The following is a 13783-nucleotide window of genomic DNA, read 5'->3' on the forward strand; positions in this document are numbered from 1 at the left end:
TCACCCCGGGCCGCGGCGCCTGCTGTCACCGAGTTCGTCCAGGCGGTCGTCCGGCTCGGCGACGGCGGCGCTCCAGATCTCGAAACCCGGTGTGATCTCGCCGTTCTGATGCCGGCGGGTGTGTTCCCGGTGGGCCGCCCAGTACTCGGGATCCTGCATCCGCCGATCGGAGCCCTTGATCAGCAACCGCACCGCCTCCGCGTGGTCCTTGCCGCAGACCGACCAATCCTCGCCCGGGTAGAAGGCGTGCACCGAACCATCGGACAGCGGAACGAACTGTGGCCGCTGCACCACATGCGCGCTGGAATCGTGAGTTGACCGCGGGCGCTGGGACATCCGAGACCTCCCTTCTCGATCGAGTACAGCTCCCCTCCCGCGCCGTGAGCCCATACTCGCGTGCGGGCAGGGGGCTGGACAATCCCCGGCAGCCGGAGGTCCGGACGTTGTCCGCCTAGCCGAGCAGCGCGGTGACCTCGTCGTCGGCGAGCTGGTGGAAGTCCTGATAGGCGGTGCCGACGCCGCCGAGTCCGGCCGGGACGGCGGGACAGATCAGCTCGTCGCACTCGGTCAGCACTCGCTCCACGGCCTCGCCGGAGGAGACCGGGACCGCGACCACGAGCCGGGCCGGCGCCCGCATCCGCGCCACCCGGCAGGCGACGGCCACCGTCGCGCCGGTGGCCATGCCGTCGTCGACCAGCACGACGGTGCGGTCGGTGAGCGGGATCGGGGCCCGCGCACCCCGCCACACCGTGCGCCGCCGTTCCAGTTCCCGCCGCTCGGCGCGCTCGATCGCGGCGAACTCCTGCGGGTCGATCGTCATGTGTTCCAGTACGTCCCGATTCAGGACGCGGGTGTCGTCCTCGCCGATGGCGCCCATCGCGAGTTCCGGCTGCCAGGGGACGCCGAGCTTGCGGACCAGCAGGATGTCGAGCTGCCCGCCGATGATCTCGCACACACCCGCGGCCACCGGGACACCGCCGCGCGGCAGCCCGAGCACCAGCGGATCCGACGCGCGCAGGTGGTCGAGCTCCGCACCCAGCGCGCGACCGGCGGCTGTCCGATCGATGTAGATCATCGATCCAAAACGCTACTCCGCGGCACCCTGTGTGATAGCGATTCGCCGCTAACCGCGCTCGGTAATGGCGAATCGGCGCAAGGACAGGCTCGGGTTCGTGGTGCGTACCTCGGCCACCCGGGCCGCGTCGACCGCGGCGGTGATCACGCCGGGCTCGGACCCCAGTTCGGCGAGCACCGTCCCGGCCGGATCGACGATCATCGAGGCGCCCGCGCCGCGCGTGCCGCACTGGTCGGCGCCCAGCACGTAGACGGTGTTCTCGATGGCCCGGGCGCGCAGCAGCGTCGTCCACTGGTCCACCTTGCCCGGCCCGGGAATCCACTGGGCCGGGAGCAGCAGAACCTGCGCCCCCGCGGCGGCCAGACGGCGGAAGCCCTCGGGAAAGCGCAGATCGAAGCAGGTCTGCAGGCCGAAGACGATCCCGTCGACGGTGAACAGCACGGGCTCGGTGATCGGACCGGCGTGCACGACCTCGGACTCCAGATGCCCGAACGCGTCGTAGAGATGCACCTTGCGGTACCAGGTGACCAGCTCCCCGGACGGGTCCAGCACCACCAGGGTGTTGCGGATGCGCGAGGCGTCGGCCTCGTCCTGCTCGACCATGCCGGCTACCAGATGCACCCCGAACTCGCGGGCGATCGCCCCGAGCCCGGTGACGAACTTTCCGGTCAGCGGTTCGGCGACGGCCACCACCCGCTCGTCCAGCCGCGATACCGCGAACATCGAGTACTCGGGGGCGACGATCACGCGCGCGCCACGCCCGGCGGCGGACTCGACATGCTCGCGTAAAGCGGCGAGGTTGGCGGTCGGATCGGTGCCCGGCGCGAACTGGACCGCCGCGACTGCCACGGGGGTGTCCGCTTCGGCCGGGTCCTGATGTGTGGGCGAAGCATTGGGAGCCATAGGTCACACCGTATTGGGGCGGTGGCCGGGACCTCTACCCGAAGGCAGTAAACTCCTGGTCAATGAGCACCAATGAGGTCGACAGCGTTCTGGATGATGTTCCTGGCGACAATGACAGGGACAACAGTGACGGCCCGACCTTCGCCGATCTCGGAATCGATGACCGCCTGCTCGCGGCCATCGCCGATGTCGGCTACGAGACGCCCTCACTGATCCAGGCCGCGACGATCCCGCCGCTGCTCGCCGGCAACGACGTGGTCGGTCTCGCGCAGACCGGCACCGGCAAGACCGCCGCCTTCGCGATTCCGATCCTGATGGGTCTGAACATCAGCGGCAAATCGCCCAAGGCGCTGGTTCTGGCCCCGACCCGGGAACTGGCGATCCAGGTCGCAGAGGCCTTCGGTCGCTATGCCTCCCACATTCCCGGGCTGAACGTGCTGCCGATCTACGGCGGCCAGGCCTACGGCGTGCAGCTGGCCGGCCTGCGCCGGGGCGCGCACGTGGTGGTCGGCACGCCCGGTCGTGTCATCGATCACCTGGAGAAGGGCACGCTCGACCTCTCGGAGCTGCAGTACCTGGTGCTCGACGAGGCCGACGAGATGCTGAAGATGGGCTTCCAGGAGGACGTCGAGCGCATCCTGGCCGACACTCCGCGCACCAAGCAGGTCGCGCTGTTCTCCGCGACCATGCCCTCGGCGATCCGCAAGATCTCCAAGCAGTACCTCAACGACCCGGTCGAGATCACCGTCAAGACCAAGACGACGACCAACATCAACATCAACCAGCGCTGGGTGCAGGTCTCGCACCAGCGCAAGCTGGACGCCCTGACCCGCATCCTCGAGGTCGAGACGTTCGAGGCGATGATCATCTTCGCGCGCACCAAGCAGGGCACCGAGGAACTCGCCGAGAAGCTGCGCGCCCGCGGTTTCTCCGCCGCCGCGATCAACGGCGACATCGCCCAGAACCAGCGTGAGCGCACCATCGGGCACCTGAAGTCCGGCGCGCTGGACATCCTGGTCGCCACCGACGTCGCCGCCCGCGGTCTGGACGTGGACCGCATCTCGCACGTGGTCAACTACGACATCCCGCACGACACCGAGTCCTACGTGCACCGCATCGGCCGCACCGGCCGCGCGGGCCGCAGCGGCGAGGCGCTGCTGTTCGTCGCCCCGCGCGAACGGCACCTGCTCAAGGCGATCGAGCGCGCCACCCGGCACCCGCTGGCCGAGATGCAGCTGCCCAGCGTCGACGACGTGAACGCGCAGCGCGTGGCCAAGTTCGGCGACGCCATCACCGAGAACCTGTCCTCGGACAATGTCGCGCTGTTCCGCCGCCTCATCGAGGACTACGAGAACGAGCACAACACCCCGCTGGTCGATATCGCGGCGGCCCTCGCGGTCAGCGCCTACGACGGCAAGAACTTCCTGATGGAGCCCGAGCCGGAGCCGGTCGAGCGCCCGCGCCGGGACCGGGAGCCGCGTGGCGACCGTCCGGAGCGCCGCTTCGAAGGCGAGCGCCCCAGCGGCCCCAGCTTCTCCCGCACCAGCGGCGCCGAGCTGGCCACCTACCGGATCAGCGTCGGCAAGCGCCATCGCGTGGTGCCCGGCGCCATCGTCGGCGCCATCGCCAACGAGGGCGGCCTGCGCCGCAGCGATTTCGGGCACATCAGCATCCGCCCGGATCACAGCCTGGTGGAACTGCCGGCCGACCTGCCCGCGGAGACCCTGGAGGCGTTGCGCCGCACCAGGATCAGCGGTCAGCTGATCCAGCTGCAGCTCGACGACGGCGGCCCGGCGCAGCGTCCGTACAACCGCGGCCCGCGCCCGGACCGGGCACCGGCCAAGCGCACCGAACGGCGCAAACCGCGCTTCTGAGGACGCTGCGCGGCACAGGATCGGACCGACTGGCTATGGTGTTGCGGTCCGTGTTCTGTGGGGGTCGCCCCACACCCCCTGATCTGCGGGGCCGTGCCCCTTGGACCTCCGGTGGGGGGCTCGGCGAAGACACAGGAGGCCGCGTTTGTTCGTGTTCGGTGATCGTGTCGTCTGCACCGCTGTGGATCTCGTACGCGCCGCGCGCTGTGAGTTCGAGCTGCTGCGCCGGCTCGACGCCGAACTCGGCTACCTGAGCGGTTCGGCCGCAGCGGATTCCGAGCCGCCGGCCCGCCAGGGGGTGGCCGCCGATTTCGACGAGTCCGCCGTGCTGCGGCTGGCCGACTTCCGAGATCGGTTCGGCCCCACCATGGTCGAGGTGCCCTCGGTGCAAGCCGCCGCCGGCCCCGCGGCCCGGGTCGCGGCCCTGCGGGCCGCGCACGCGGAAACCGTTGGGGCGCTGCGTTCGGGCGTGCACGTCATCGCGGGGGCCACCTTCTTCGACGGTTCCTTCGCCTGCTCCTGCGATTTCCTGGTGCGGGCCGGGCACCGGGTGCGCTACACCGTGCAGGGCACCGCGCCGAGCCGGGCCGAGTTGGTCGGCGCCGCACTCGAACTCGCGGCCTGCGCGGACGCGCTGGACAGCAGCGGCGCGCTCACCGCGCCGATCGTCCGGCTGTACCTGGCCACCGACGCCACCGATCTTCCGCTGGCCGACCTGATTCCGGTGTATCAGGCGCGGCGGCGCAGACTAGCCCGGATCCTGGACGAGAAGCTGAGCGAACTGCTGCCGGTGCAGTGGGGCGATCCGCGCTATCTCGCCTGCGGCGCGTGTCCGACCTGTGTGAACGCGCTGACGGCCGCCCGCGATCTGATGCTGGTGGCGGGCATGCCGAGCCCGGTGCGAGCCCGGCTGCGGGCCGCCGGCGTCGCGACCGTCGACCGGCTGGCCGCCTCGGACGCCACCGTGAGCGGGGTGCCGCCGCGCACCTTCGCGACGCTGCGCCGCCAGGCCCGAATCCAGCTGCGCCCGGCGGAATCCGGGCGGCCCGCGCATACGCTGCTGGACGCGCTCGCGGTCGGCGCGCTGCCGCCGGTCACACCCGGTGACCTGTCGCTGTCGCTGGAGGCGACGCCCGGGGCGGCCTTCGTCGTGGCGGTCGGCGGGCCGGGCGTGGTGCACCTGTCGCACCGGATACCGCCCGGGCCGGACCTGATCCGTGACCAGCGCCGCGCGCTGACCGAGGTGGCCGGGTTCCTGGCCAGGCAGCGCCAGCAGTACCCGGCGCTGCGGATCTACCACTACGGCCGGGAGGTGCGCGACGCGCTGCTGCGCTGCGCCGGAAGCCTCGGCGCCGGTGCGGAACTCGTCGAGGACATCCTGCACGCGGGCGTGCTGGTCGACCTGTATCCGGTCGTGCGCAACGCGGTGGTCGTGGGCGCGCAGTCGTATCGGATCGCGGCGCTGCGCCCGGTGCTGCCCGGCGCGGGTGCGGACGAGCCGGACTGCGTCACCGTGCTGCGCCTGCGGGATTGGCTGCTCGACCAGGCCGCCGACGCCCAGTCCGACACCGCGGCACCGGCTTCGGAGCCCACCGGCGCGTGGCGCCCGGTGCCGGATCGCGACGACGACCCGGCGGCCGGGCTGGCGCGCGCGTCCTCGCTGGAGGCGGCACTCACCGAATTCGCCGCGACGCACCGCGATCTGCGGCCGACGGTGCGCGGCGAGCGCCGCGACGCCGGGGCGACACCGCATCCGGCCGCGCTGATGGCGGCGGTGCTGGGCTATCACCGGCGCGAGCGGCTGCCGCTGCGGCTGGCGCACCTGGACCGGCTGGACCATCCGGTCGACGAATGGGCCGAGGCCCCAGGCGTTCTCGTCGCCGACTGGGGCACCGTGGACACCAAGTGGCACCACAGCCTGAATCGGCCGACGATGCGCCGCTATCTGACGCTGACCGGCCGGGTCGGCACCGGGTGGGCGCACGGCGTCGCCCTCACGCCGGGCACCACCGTCTACACCCTCTACGAACAGCCGACGGACACCGGCATGGCCACTCCGGTCGGCAAGCGCGCGGTCGCCACCGCCACCGTGCTCGGGTGCTCGGTGGACGCGAATTTCGACGACACGGTCCGGCTGGAGGAACTGCTGCCCGAGGGCTGCGAGCCCTACGACGAGCTGCCGACGGCGATCGCGCCCGGCCTACCCCGCTGGGACGAGAACATCGAGGGCACGGTCGAACTGACGGCCCAGCAGCTGCTGGTGACCCTGCCCGAGATCCCGTGCGAGGCCGTGTTCGACATCCTGGCCCGGCGTCCGCCGCGGCTGCGCGGCGGCGGCCCGCTGCCGGAGGTGCACGGCGATCACGCGGCCGCCATCACCACGGCCATGGTGCACCTGGATCACTCCTACATCGCGGTGCAGGGACCGTCGGGCACCGGCAAGACCTCCACCGCCGCCCGCGTCATCGAGCGCCTGGTCACCCGGCAGAAGTGGCGCATCGGCGTGGTCGCGCACGCGCATTCCACGGTGGAGAACATGCTCGACGCGGTCGTCGAGATCGGCGTGCTGCCCGAGTTGGTCGGCAAGAAGGACGTCGAGGCGGTGAAGCCGGAGTGGGCCGTGATCGATGCGGGCAAGTACCGCCGGTTCCTCGACAATGCCGTCAACGGCTGCGTAATCGGCGGCACCCCGGCCGATTTCGCCGACGAGAACCTGATCCCGCACGACGGCCTGGACCTGCTGGTGATCGCCGACGCCGGGGCGTTCGCGCTCGCCGACACCGTCGCGGTCGGGCTGAGCGCGCGCAACCTGCTGCTGCTCGGCGATCCCGTGCCGACCGCGACCCACGGCGCGCACCCGGAACCGGTGGGCGATTCGGTGCTCGGCTGGCTCACCGAGGGCCGGGCCGTGCTGCCCGCCGAACGCGGCTACTTCCTGGACCGCACCTGGCGGCTGCATCCGCGGGTCTGCGAACCGATCTCCCGGGTCTGCTACGACAACCGGCTGCGCTCCAACGAAACCGTCACCCTGGCAAGGCAACTCGACGGCGTGCCGCCCGGCATGGAAACCGTGCTGGTCGAGCACTACGGCAACACCACCGAATCGGTCGCCGAGGCCAAGGAGGTGGTGCGCCGGATCCGGGTGCTGCTGGGCACCTCGTGGACCGTCGGCGCGGTGACGCGGCGGCTGCATCCGCACGACATCTTCGTCGTCGCGCCCTACAGCGCGCAGGTCGGGCGGATCCGAACTCTGCTGGCCCGCGCCAAGATCGAGGACGTGCTGGTCGGCACCCCGGATCGGTTCCGGGGGCGCGAAGCCGCGGTGGTCCTGCTGTCGATGACGACCTCCACGCCGGCCGACGCGCCCTTCGGCATGCCGTTCCTGTTGTCGCGCGGGCTCATTCACTCGGCGCTGTGCCGGGCCATGTGGAAGGCCGTCATCATCCGCTCGCCGCTGCTCACCGAGTATCTGCCGATCGCTCCGGACGAACTGCCCGACCTGGCGGGGTTCCTCCGCCTGAGCTGAGGCCCCGGGCGCTCAGTCCCGGTGCGCGGCGCGGTACGCCGAGGGGGACTGGCCGAACCGGGCACCGAAGGCCTGGCGCAGGGTCTCGGCGGAGCTGTAGCCGCAGCGCCGGGCGATCTCGTCCAGACGCAGACCGGTCGAGCCGAGCAGCCGGGCGGCGGCGTCGGCGCGGGTGCGCCGCACGTATTTGCCGGGGGTCTCACCGATTTCCCGCACGAACAGGCGGGTGAGGTGACGTTCGCTGGTCCCGGCGACGGCGCTCAGCGCCGGGCCGTCCAGCTCGCCGTCGAGATGCGCGCCGATGTACTCCACGACCCGGCGTACCAGCGGCTGTTCCGGCGGCGGGCTCCCCACGAAAGCGCTGACCTGGGACTGGCTTCCGGGGCGGCGCAGGTAGGTGACCAGGCCCATCGCGACCCGGCGGGCGACCTCGGCGCCGTGATCCTCCTCGATGAAAGCCAGGGTCAGATCGAGCGCGCTGGTGACGCCGCCGGAGGTGGCCACGTTGCCGTCGCGCACGAAGATCGGATCGGGATCGACCCGCGCCTTCGGATAGCTCCGGGCCAGCTGGCCGGCGTAGAACCAGTGCGTGGTCACGCTTTTCCCGTCCAGCAGCCCGGTCGCGGCGAGCACCGTGGCGCCGGTGCAGATCGAGGCGACGCGGCGGGAGTGCCGGGCCAGCCGCCGGACATGGCCGACGAGCTTGGCGTCGGCCGCCGCGTCGCAGTGGCCGAGGCCGCCGGACACGATGAGGGTGTCGATGGGTTCGTTGAACTGCTCCAGGGCTTCCTGCCCCGGCAGGCTGAGCCCGGAATTGCATTCGACCGGCGCTCCGCCCGGCGTCGCGACCAGCATGCGGTAGCGCGGTGTCGCGCCCATCCGGTTGGCCATGTCCAGACTCGAGGTGACGCAGGCGATGTCGAGCAGTTCGACGCCGTGGTAGCCGACCACCACGACGAGCGATTCGTTCACCCCTTCGATCCTAGCCGCGCGGACAGGAATCCCAGGATTACCGACATTTCGGTCCGCGGCACTGGCCTCGCGCGAGCCGCGGCGCGGACCGTTGAGCCATGACAAGCACTCCCACCCGCTCGCGGTCGCTGACGCACCGCTGGCCCACCCTGGCCGGCGTCCTCTTCGCCGCCGCCACCGCCTACGACCTGGCCACCGGCGTCGATCTGGCGCAGATCGTGGCCGCCTCGGCCCTCATCTATCTCGGCGCCGCCGCCCTGGGCCGGCAATCGACGGCCTGGCCGCTGTTCCTCGGCACCTTCGTCGTGATCACCCTGGCCAAGATCGCGGGGTTCGACGGGACCGTGGTGCTGCTCGCGGTCGCCGTGCCGCTGGCGATCTACGCGGTGGTCAAGCGGCGCGACATCACCGCACAGGGCCTGGGCGTGCTGGCCTTCGGCGCGGTCGCGCTGACCGCCCTGGTGGTGAACGAGCAGCTCGGCGCCTATCTGGTCGCCGCCGGGCTGCTCGGTCACACCGCCTGGGACATCTACCACTTCCGGGTTGACCGGGTGGTGGCCCGGTCGATGGCCGAGTTCTGCATGGTGCTGGACACCCTGCTCGCGCTGGCCATCATCGTCGTCGAACTCACCTGAGCGTGAGCACCTGCTCGGCGTCGACATGGGTCAGCTTCTCCGGGTTGCGGACGAAGTAGAGGCCGGTCACCCGGTCGGCCTCGAGGTGCAGCGTCATCATGCCGTCGAACTCGCCGTCGAGGTACCAGGCCAGGGCCGGGCCGCCGTTGACCTCGGTGAGTACCGTCGTGATGTCCTCGCGGACCTTGCCCAGACCGCCGATGATGTAGCGGGCGACCTTGTCGGCGCCCAGGATCGGGCGCACCGCGGCCTGCTTGATGCCGCCGCCGTCGGCCATCAGGACGACGTCCGGCGCCAGGATATCGAGCAGGGTTTGCGGATTCCCGGTTTCGAGGGCGCGCTGGAACGACGCCAGCGCGGCCCGGGTCTGACTCGCGGTGACCACCGAGCGGGAGCGGCGCGCGTCGACATGCTGCCGGGCGCGATGGGCGATCTGGCGCACGGCGGCGGGCGTCTTGTCGACGCTGGCGGCGATCTCGTCGTAGCTCACATCGAAGACCTCGCGCAGTACGAAGACGGCACGCTCGGTCGGCGCCAGCGTCTCGAGCACGAGCATCAGGGCGGTCGAGAGGCTTTCGGCGAGCTCGACATCCTCGGCCACGTCCGGCGCGGTGAGCAGCGGCTCGGGCAGCCAGGGCCCGACGTAGGACTCCTTGCGGCGCTTCATGGTGCGCAGCCGGTTCAGTGCCTGCCGGGAGGTGATGCGCACCAGGTAGGCGCGCTCGTCGAGCACCTCGGCCAGGTCCACCTCGGACCACCGCAGCCAGGTCTCCTGCAGCACGTCCTCGGCGTCGGCCGCCGATCCGAGCATCTCGTAGGCGACGGTGAACAGCAGGTTGCGGTGTGCGAGAAAACTATCGGTGGCCGCGCCGGCTGCTTCGCTCATCTGTCTATCCTTCCTCGTACCCGGTGGCGGCGCCGCGTCAGGCGAACGGTTCGAGGACGAACCGGCCCCAGGCGAGGAAGGCCGCGAGCAGCAGGTAGATCGAGTTCACCGCCGCGAACTTGGCGCCGCCCGGGTACCGGAGGTGGGTGATCATGGCGCCGATCATCAGCAGGATCCAGGCCACGGCGGTCACCGGCACCAGGACCGGCGCGATATCGAGCACGGCGGGCAGGATCAGGCCCGCCGCGGCCAGGATCTCGAGGACGCCGAGCCCCCGGACGAAGCCGGCGCTCGCGTCCGCCAGCCACTCGCCGCCGGCCTTCGCGCCCAGCTTCTCCTTGGGCAGCAGTGCCTTGGTGAGTCCGCCGGCCAGGGCGACGGCCGCGAGCAGCCCGGCGACGATCCACAGTGCGGTGTTCATGATGCTCTCCTCTGTTTCCAGTTCGAAGCATCAAGACACCGCACACCGCCGCGCTGTGACACAGAGTGACTCGAGTCACTGCGCAGGCGGGCTACCAGGCCTGTGCGTAGGCGGTCGTCTGCTTCTCGGCCGCGGTGAGCATCGGACGCAGGGTGTCCCGGAAGCCCTCCGCGTCGACGGGGGTGATGTCGACGTCGGCGCCGGTGCGCACGGTGTAGCGGCCGTCCGCGCGGACGTCGATCCAGCAGAGCACGCCGAAGGGGCGCAGCTCACCGCCGGGACGGCGGATGGAGACGACGATCTGGCCGATGCCGTCGCGGGGCTGGTTGAGCAGTTTGCGGATGCGCGCCGGGGTGGTGGGCCCCGCGACCTGCATGGTGACCATGTCGCGGCTGTCCTCGGTGACCTTGGCCAGCGGTGCGCTGAGCCGGGCCAGGGTGCCGGGCGAGTTCTTCGGCAGCATCGAAACCATGCGGGAGGCAAGGCTTTTCGGCGTGGTGACGAACAGCCGCAGCTCGCCGCCGCGATCCGGGGTGGCGCCGGGGCGCTGGGCGGCGACCACGGCGATATTGCCCGAGACGGCGCCGAGAATCCGCACGGGGCGGATGGATTCGTCGTCGAAATCCGGTTCCTCGGCCGACGGCGCGGCCGCGCCGACCGTGCCGGGCAGGGGCTCGGGATCGAGCTGCCGGGTGCGCGGGACCGGCGCACCGGCCTGGCGTTCGCCGAAGATCTCCACGCGCACGGCCGGTTCGGCCAGGGCGCGCAGGGCGGCGGCCAATTCGGCGTCGAGCGTGCGCTCGCACCACTCCTCGAGCGCGGGCAACTGGGCCGCGCGTTCGGTGGAGTCGCGCGCGGAGAGCCGGACGGCCAGCGGGTAGGGAATGCGGTCGCCGTCGGTGCGGGACCAGGCCAGAGCGAACTGGTCGGGAGTCAAGGTCCAATTCATGGCCGAGTTCCCGGGTGAGACAGGCGCGTTCACTCCAGTTCGGTCCATTCGCCGACCACCGGGGGCGTGGTCGGATCCATCGAGCCGATCAGCTCACGGGGCTCTTCGGCCGGCTCGAGGAAGGTGAGTTCGTCGTCGGTCCAGTGCAATTCGTCGTCATCGTCGTCGTCTCCGGACACCGGAGCCGGGCGGGCCGCGGGGCCCGAGCTGTGCCGCGGGGTATCGCCGCCCGCGGCGAGGGCGCCGCCCATCAGGCCGCCCATCGCGCCGACGCCCGCGCCGGCGACCGCGTCCGAACCGGGGTCGCGGCGGCGTTCCTCGCGCTTGCGTTCGTCCTCGGCGCCGGCGGCCGAGGTGCTGCCGGCGAAGCCGCTGGCCACGGTCGGCGCCACGGCCGCGGGAGCGATCTGCGCACCGGCCGGCGTGGGCGCCAGGCGTTCCGGTGTGATCGCTGCCGCCGGAGTGGTCGGCGCGGCGGCAGCGGCCGGAGCGGTGGCCGCCGCGGCGGGCGTGGTGTCGCCCGGCAGTACGGCGCCGGGCAGGCTCGCGACGGGGAGCGCGGCGGCGGGCACCGTCGCCGCGGGCTGCGCCGCGGGCTCGGCCTCGGGGGTCGCGGGCTCCGGGCTGTTCGCCGCGGGCTGCACCGTCGCGGGAGCGCTCGAAACCGGCTGCGCCGCAAGGTTTTCCGCGCTGGGCACGGGAAGCTGAAGGGCGATGCCGGGCGCGTTCGGGGCGGTGGCCGACACCGGCGTGCCCGTCGTCGCGGCGTCCGGGAAGGCGGGCACACCGGCCCCGCTCTGGATGAACGCGTTGGTGTAGATGCTCTCCATCGTCGCCACCACGTCCTGGCGATCGTTCTCGGTCGCCTTCTGGGTGGTGGTGTTGCTGGTGGCCTGGCTCGGATCCAGCAGCGCCGCCGACAGATCCGGCTGGTCGGCGGAGGGGATGCCCACGGCCGAGCGCAGGGCTTCGGCGGCGTCACCGGCCTGGCCGAGGCGCTGCGCCACCGTCGACATCACATCGGCGAGCTGACTGCCCTGCTGCTCGAAGGCACGCACCGCGTCCGCCGCGGTCTGCGCCGCGCCGCCGCGCCAGCCGTCGGCGATGGTGGCGCGAATCTCGGTGTTGGCCTGGGTGACCGCGTCGGCCAGCCCGGTCGCGGTCTGCTGCCAGGCCGACTGCCCGGCGCTGAGCACGGTCGGATCCAGCAGCTGCACCCGGTCGTGGATCTCCTTGTGCGCGATGTTGTCGAAGACTTCCACGCTCGGCGCGTAATCGGGGTCGGTGCGGGTGTGCGGCCAGCGCTCGGTGGTGACCTGGATTTCACGCATTGGCCGCTCCCAGCTCGGTCAGGTGGTCGACGGCGACCGCGAGTTCCTCGTCGCCACGCTGGTAGGCCGCGGCGGCCGCGCGGAAGGTCTGCGCGAGTTCGCGCGCGGCGGTGGCGTATTCCCGCAGCTTCGTCAGCGCCTCGGTGGCCTTGTTCTCGAAACCGGTGCGCAACGCCGCGCCCGAATCGAACCCGCCGAAGCCGGGCAGCGAGGTGGCCGCGCGCAGCGCCTCGATCTGCGCCTCGACCTGCTCGGCGAGCAATTCATAGCGCTGCGCGCACTTCTCGTGCGCGCCCTCCGCGACCAGCACACCGTCGATCCAGAGCTGCCCGTCCTGCACGGCCCGGTTCAAGGTTGTCGTATTCGGCTGCACCACTTCCCCCTTACGTTGTCACCTCACCGCCGCGCCGAGCCGGCCACACCCGCCGGCTCCGCGACCTCACGCATCCACTCCACGATGTCACCGGAGACCCGCGCGTGCACCGGTTCGTGCAACAGATCGTGCCCGGCTTCGTCGTACTCGATCAAACTTACCCAGTTGTGGCGGGCAGTCCAGTCCCGTATCGCATCGATCGGGGCGCGACGGTCCTCCACGCCGTGCACCGCGAGGATCGGCAGGGTGGGCGGCAGCGCGGTGCCGAGGGCGCCCGGGGCGCCGCCGCCGAGGGCGCGCTTGGGTACGCCGGAGAGCACCAGCCCGGCCAGTGCCGTCGGCTCCACGCTCGGCGTCAGGGGGCAATTCGCCTCCACCGCGGACAGATCCGCGGCCGAGGCGGTGTCCGGGACCGCCGCGCCGAGCAGGCCGAGCGCGGTGACCGCGCCCAGCGAATGCCCCATGAGCAGCAGCGGGGACCGGGGTAGTTCGGTGCGCACCAGCTCGATCAGCCGCAGCGCGTCGGCCACCAGTTCGGCCAGCGTGCCGGGGTTCGCGGGATCGCCTTCGCTCAGACCGTGGCCGGCGGTGTCCAGCGCCCACATCTCGATTCCCGCGGCGCGCACCGGTGCGGCGAACCGGTGATAGTGGCCGGTGTGCTGGCCGATACCGGGTAGCAGCACCAGTGCGGCGCGGTGCTCCGGCGCGGGCCAGCGCCGATAGTGCATCCGGCCCCGCGATCCGTCGAAGAATGGCATGGGTCGATAGTGTCAAACTCGCTGCCTCTCAGGGGAGTTCACCGGGGAATTCCCCGGTGCTCTACAATCCGGCGAGATCG

13 protein-coding genes are annotated in these 13783 nt (G+C 71.5%); 3 read left to right on the forward strand and 10 right to left on the reverse strand.

The genetic code is table 11. The features are described from left to right. The 3 genes from AB0H76_RS01765 to AB0H76_RS01775 all read right to left on the reverse strand — a co-directional run bounded on the left by AB0H76_RS01765 (position 1) and on the right by AB0H76_RS01775 (position 1978). Positions 1–336: a hypothetical protein gene (locus tag AB0H76_RS01765; protein ID WP_357315922.1), complete on the reverse strand. Its 336-nt coding sequence runs from the start codon at positions 334–336 to the stop codon at positions 1–3. A gap of 115 nt (positions 337–451) precedes the next feature. Beyond that, on the reverse strand, positions 452–1075 hold the full coding sequence (locus tag AB0H76_RS01770; RefSeq protein ID WP_357315924.1) for a phosphoribosyltransferase family protein: 624 nt from the start codon (positions 1073–1075) through the stop codon (positions 452–454). Positions 1076–1123: 48 nt separating this feature from the next. Then, positions 1124–1978, reverse strand: a complete 855-nt coding sequence (locus AB0H76_RS01775; protein WP_357315926.1) for a carbon-nitrogen hydrolase family protein — start codon at positions 1976–1978, stop codon at positions 1124–1126. A 62-nt stretch (positions 1979–2040) separates the two neighbouring features. Between AB0H76_RS01775 and AB0H76_RS01780 the strand changes: the two genes are divergently transcribed. Then, a complete protein-coding gene (locus tag AB0H76_RS01780; protein WP_357315928.1) occupies positions 2041–3852 on the forward strand; it encodes a DEAD/DEAH box helicase in 1812 nt (603 codons plus the stop codon). Between the two features lie 151 nt (positions 3853–4003). Then, positions 4004–7378, forward strand: coding sequence for an AAA domain-containing protein (locus tag AB0H76_RS01785; protein ID WP_357320301.1), 3375 nt, complete (start codon positions 4004–4006; stop codon positions 7376–7378). 12 nt (positions 7379–7390) lie between these two features. On the opposite strand, the gene AB0H76_RS01790 is transcribed toward AB0H76_RS01785, so the two are convergent. Next, complete coding sequence (locus AB0H76_RS01790) at positions 7391–8350, reverse strand: DJ-1/PfpI family protein (protein ID WP_357315931.1); 960 nt, start codon at positions 8348–8350, stop codon at positions 7391–7393. Between the two features lie 98 nt (positions 8351–8448). Between AB0H76_RS01790 and AB0H76_RS01795 the strand changes: the two genes are divergently transcribed. Next, positions 8449–8985, forward strand: coding sequence for a hypothetical protein (locus tag AB0H76_RS01795; protein ID WP_357315933.1), 537 nt, complete (start codon positions 8449–8451; stop codon positions 8983–8985). On the opposite strand, the gene AB0H76_RS01800 is transcribed toward AB0H76_RS01795, so the two are convergent. The 6 genes from AB0H76_RS01800 to AB0H76_RS01825 form a co-directional block, all read right to left on the reverse strand. Then, positions 8978–9871 (reverse strand): RNA polymerase sigma-70 factor, encoded by an 894-nt coding sequence (locus AB0H76_RS01800; protein ID WP_357315935.1) that lies wholly within the window; start codon positions 9869–9871, stop codon positions 8978–8980. The genes AB0H76_RS01795 and AB0H76_RS01800 overlap by 8 nt on opposite strands. Before the next feature lie 37 nt (positions 9872–9908). Continuing rightward, entirely contained in the window at positions 9909–10292 is a 384-nt protein-coding gene (locus AB0H76_RS01805; protein WP_357315937.1) for a DoxX family protein, read from the reverse strand. A gap of 91 nt (positions 10293–10383) precedes the next feature. Continuing rightward, positions 10384–11241 (reverse strand): ESX secretion-associated protein EspG, encoded by an 858-nt coding sequence (locus AB0H76_RS01810; protein WP_357315940.1) that lies wholly within the window; start codon positions 11239–11241, stop codon positions 10384–10386. Positions 11242–11270: 29 nt separating this feature from the next. Then, positions 11271–12572: a hypothetical protein gene (locus tag AB0H76_RS01815; RefSeq protein WP_357315943.1), complete on the reverse strand. Its 1302-nt coding sequence runs from the start codon at positions 12570–12572 to the stop codon at positions 11271–11273. Next, positions 12565–12945, reverse strand: coding sequence for a type VII secretion target (locus AB0H76_RS01820; protein WP_357315946.1), 381 nt, complete (start codon positions 12943–12945; stop codon positions 12565–12567). Before AB0H76_RS01820 ends, AB0H76_RS01815 begins: the two co-directional genes overlap by 8 nt. A 23-nt stretch (positions 12946–12968) precedes the next feature. Continuing rightward, entirely contained in the window at positions 12969–13703 is a 735-nt protein-coding gene (locus AB0H76_RS01825; protein ID WP_357315949.1) for an alpha/beta fold hydrolase, read from the reverse strand. Positions 13704–13783: the final 80 nt, after the last annotated feature.

Origin of the sequence: Nocardia sp. NPDC050712 (genome assembly GCF_040654295.1) — a bacterium.
In the GTDB taxonomy this organism is placed as follows: Bacteria; Actinomycetota; Actinomycetes; order Mycobacteriales; family Mycobacteriaceae; genus Nocardia.

Bases quoted from the DNA above. Each gene is read 5' to 3' on its own strand.
- AB0H76_RS01770 (WP_357315924.1), bottom strand. From the start codon at position 1,075: ATGATCTACATCGATCGGACAGCCGCCGGTCGCGCGCTGGGTGCGGAG.
- AB0H76_RS01810 (WP_357315940.1), bottom strand. From the start codon at position 11,241: ATGAATTGGACCTTGACTCCCGACCAGTTCGCTCTGGCCTGGTCCCGC.
- AB0H76_RS01775 (WP_357315926.1), bottom strand. From the start codon at position 1,978: ATGGCTCCCAATGCTTCGCCCACACATCAGGACCCGGCCGAAGCGGAC.
- AB0H76_RS01780 (WP_357315928.1), top strand. From the start codon at position 2,041: ATGAGCACCAATGAGGTCGACAGCGTTCTGGATGATGTTCCTGGCGAC.
- AB0H76_RS01805 (WP_357315937.1), bottom strand. From the start codon at position 10,292: ATGAACACCGCACTGTGGATCGTCGCCGGGCTGCTCGCGGCCGTCGCC.
- AB0H76_RS01795 (WP_357315933.1), top strand. From the start codon at position 8,449: ATGACAAGCACTCCCACCCGCTCGCGGTCGCTGACGCACCGCTGGCCC.
- AB0H76_RS01800 (WP_357315935.1), bottom strand. From the start codon at position 9,871: ATGAGCGAAGCAGCCGGCGCGGCCACCGATAGTTTTCTCGCACACCGC.
- AB0H76_RS01815 (WP_357315943.1), bottom strand. From the start codon at position 12,572: ATGCGTGAAATCCAGGTCACCACCGAGCGCTGGCCGCACACCCGCACC.
- AB0H76_RS01765 (WP_357315922.1), bottom strand. From the start codon at position 336: ATGTCCCAGCGCCCGCGGTCAACTCACGATTCCAGCGCGCATGTGGTG.
- AB0H76_RS01825 (WP_357315949.1), bottom strand. From the start codon at position 13,703: ATGCCATTCTTCGACGGATCGCGGGGCCGGATGCACTATCGGCGCTGG.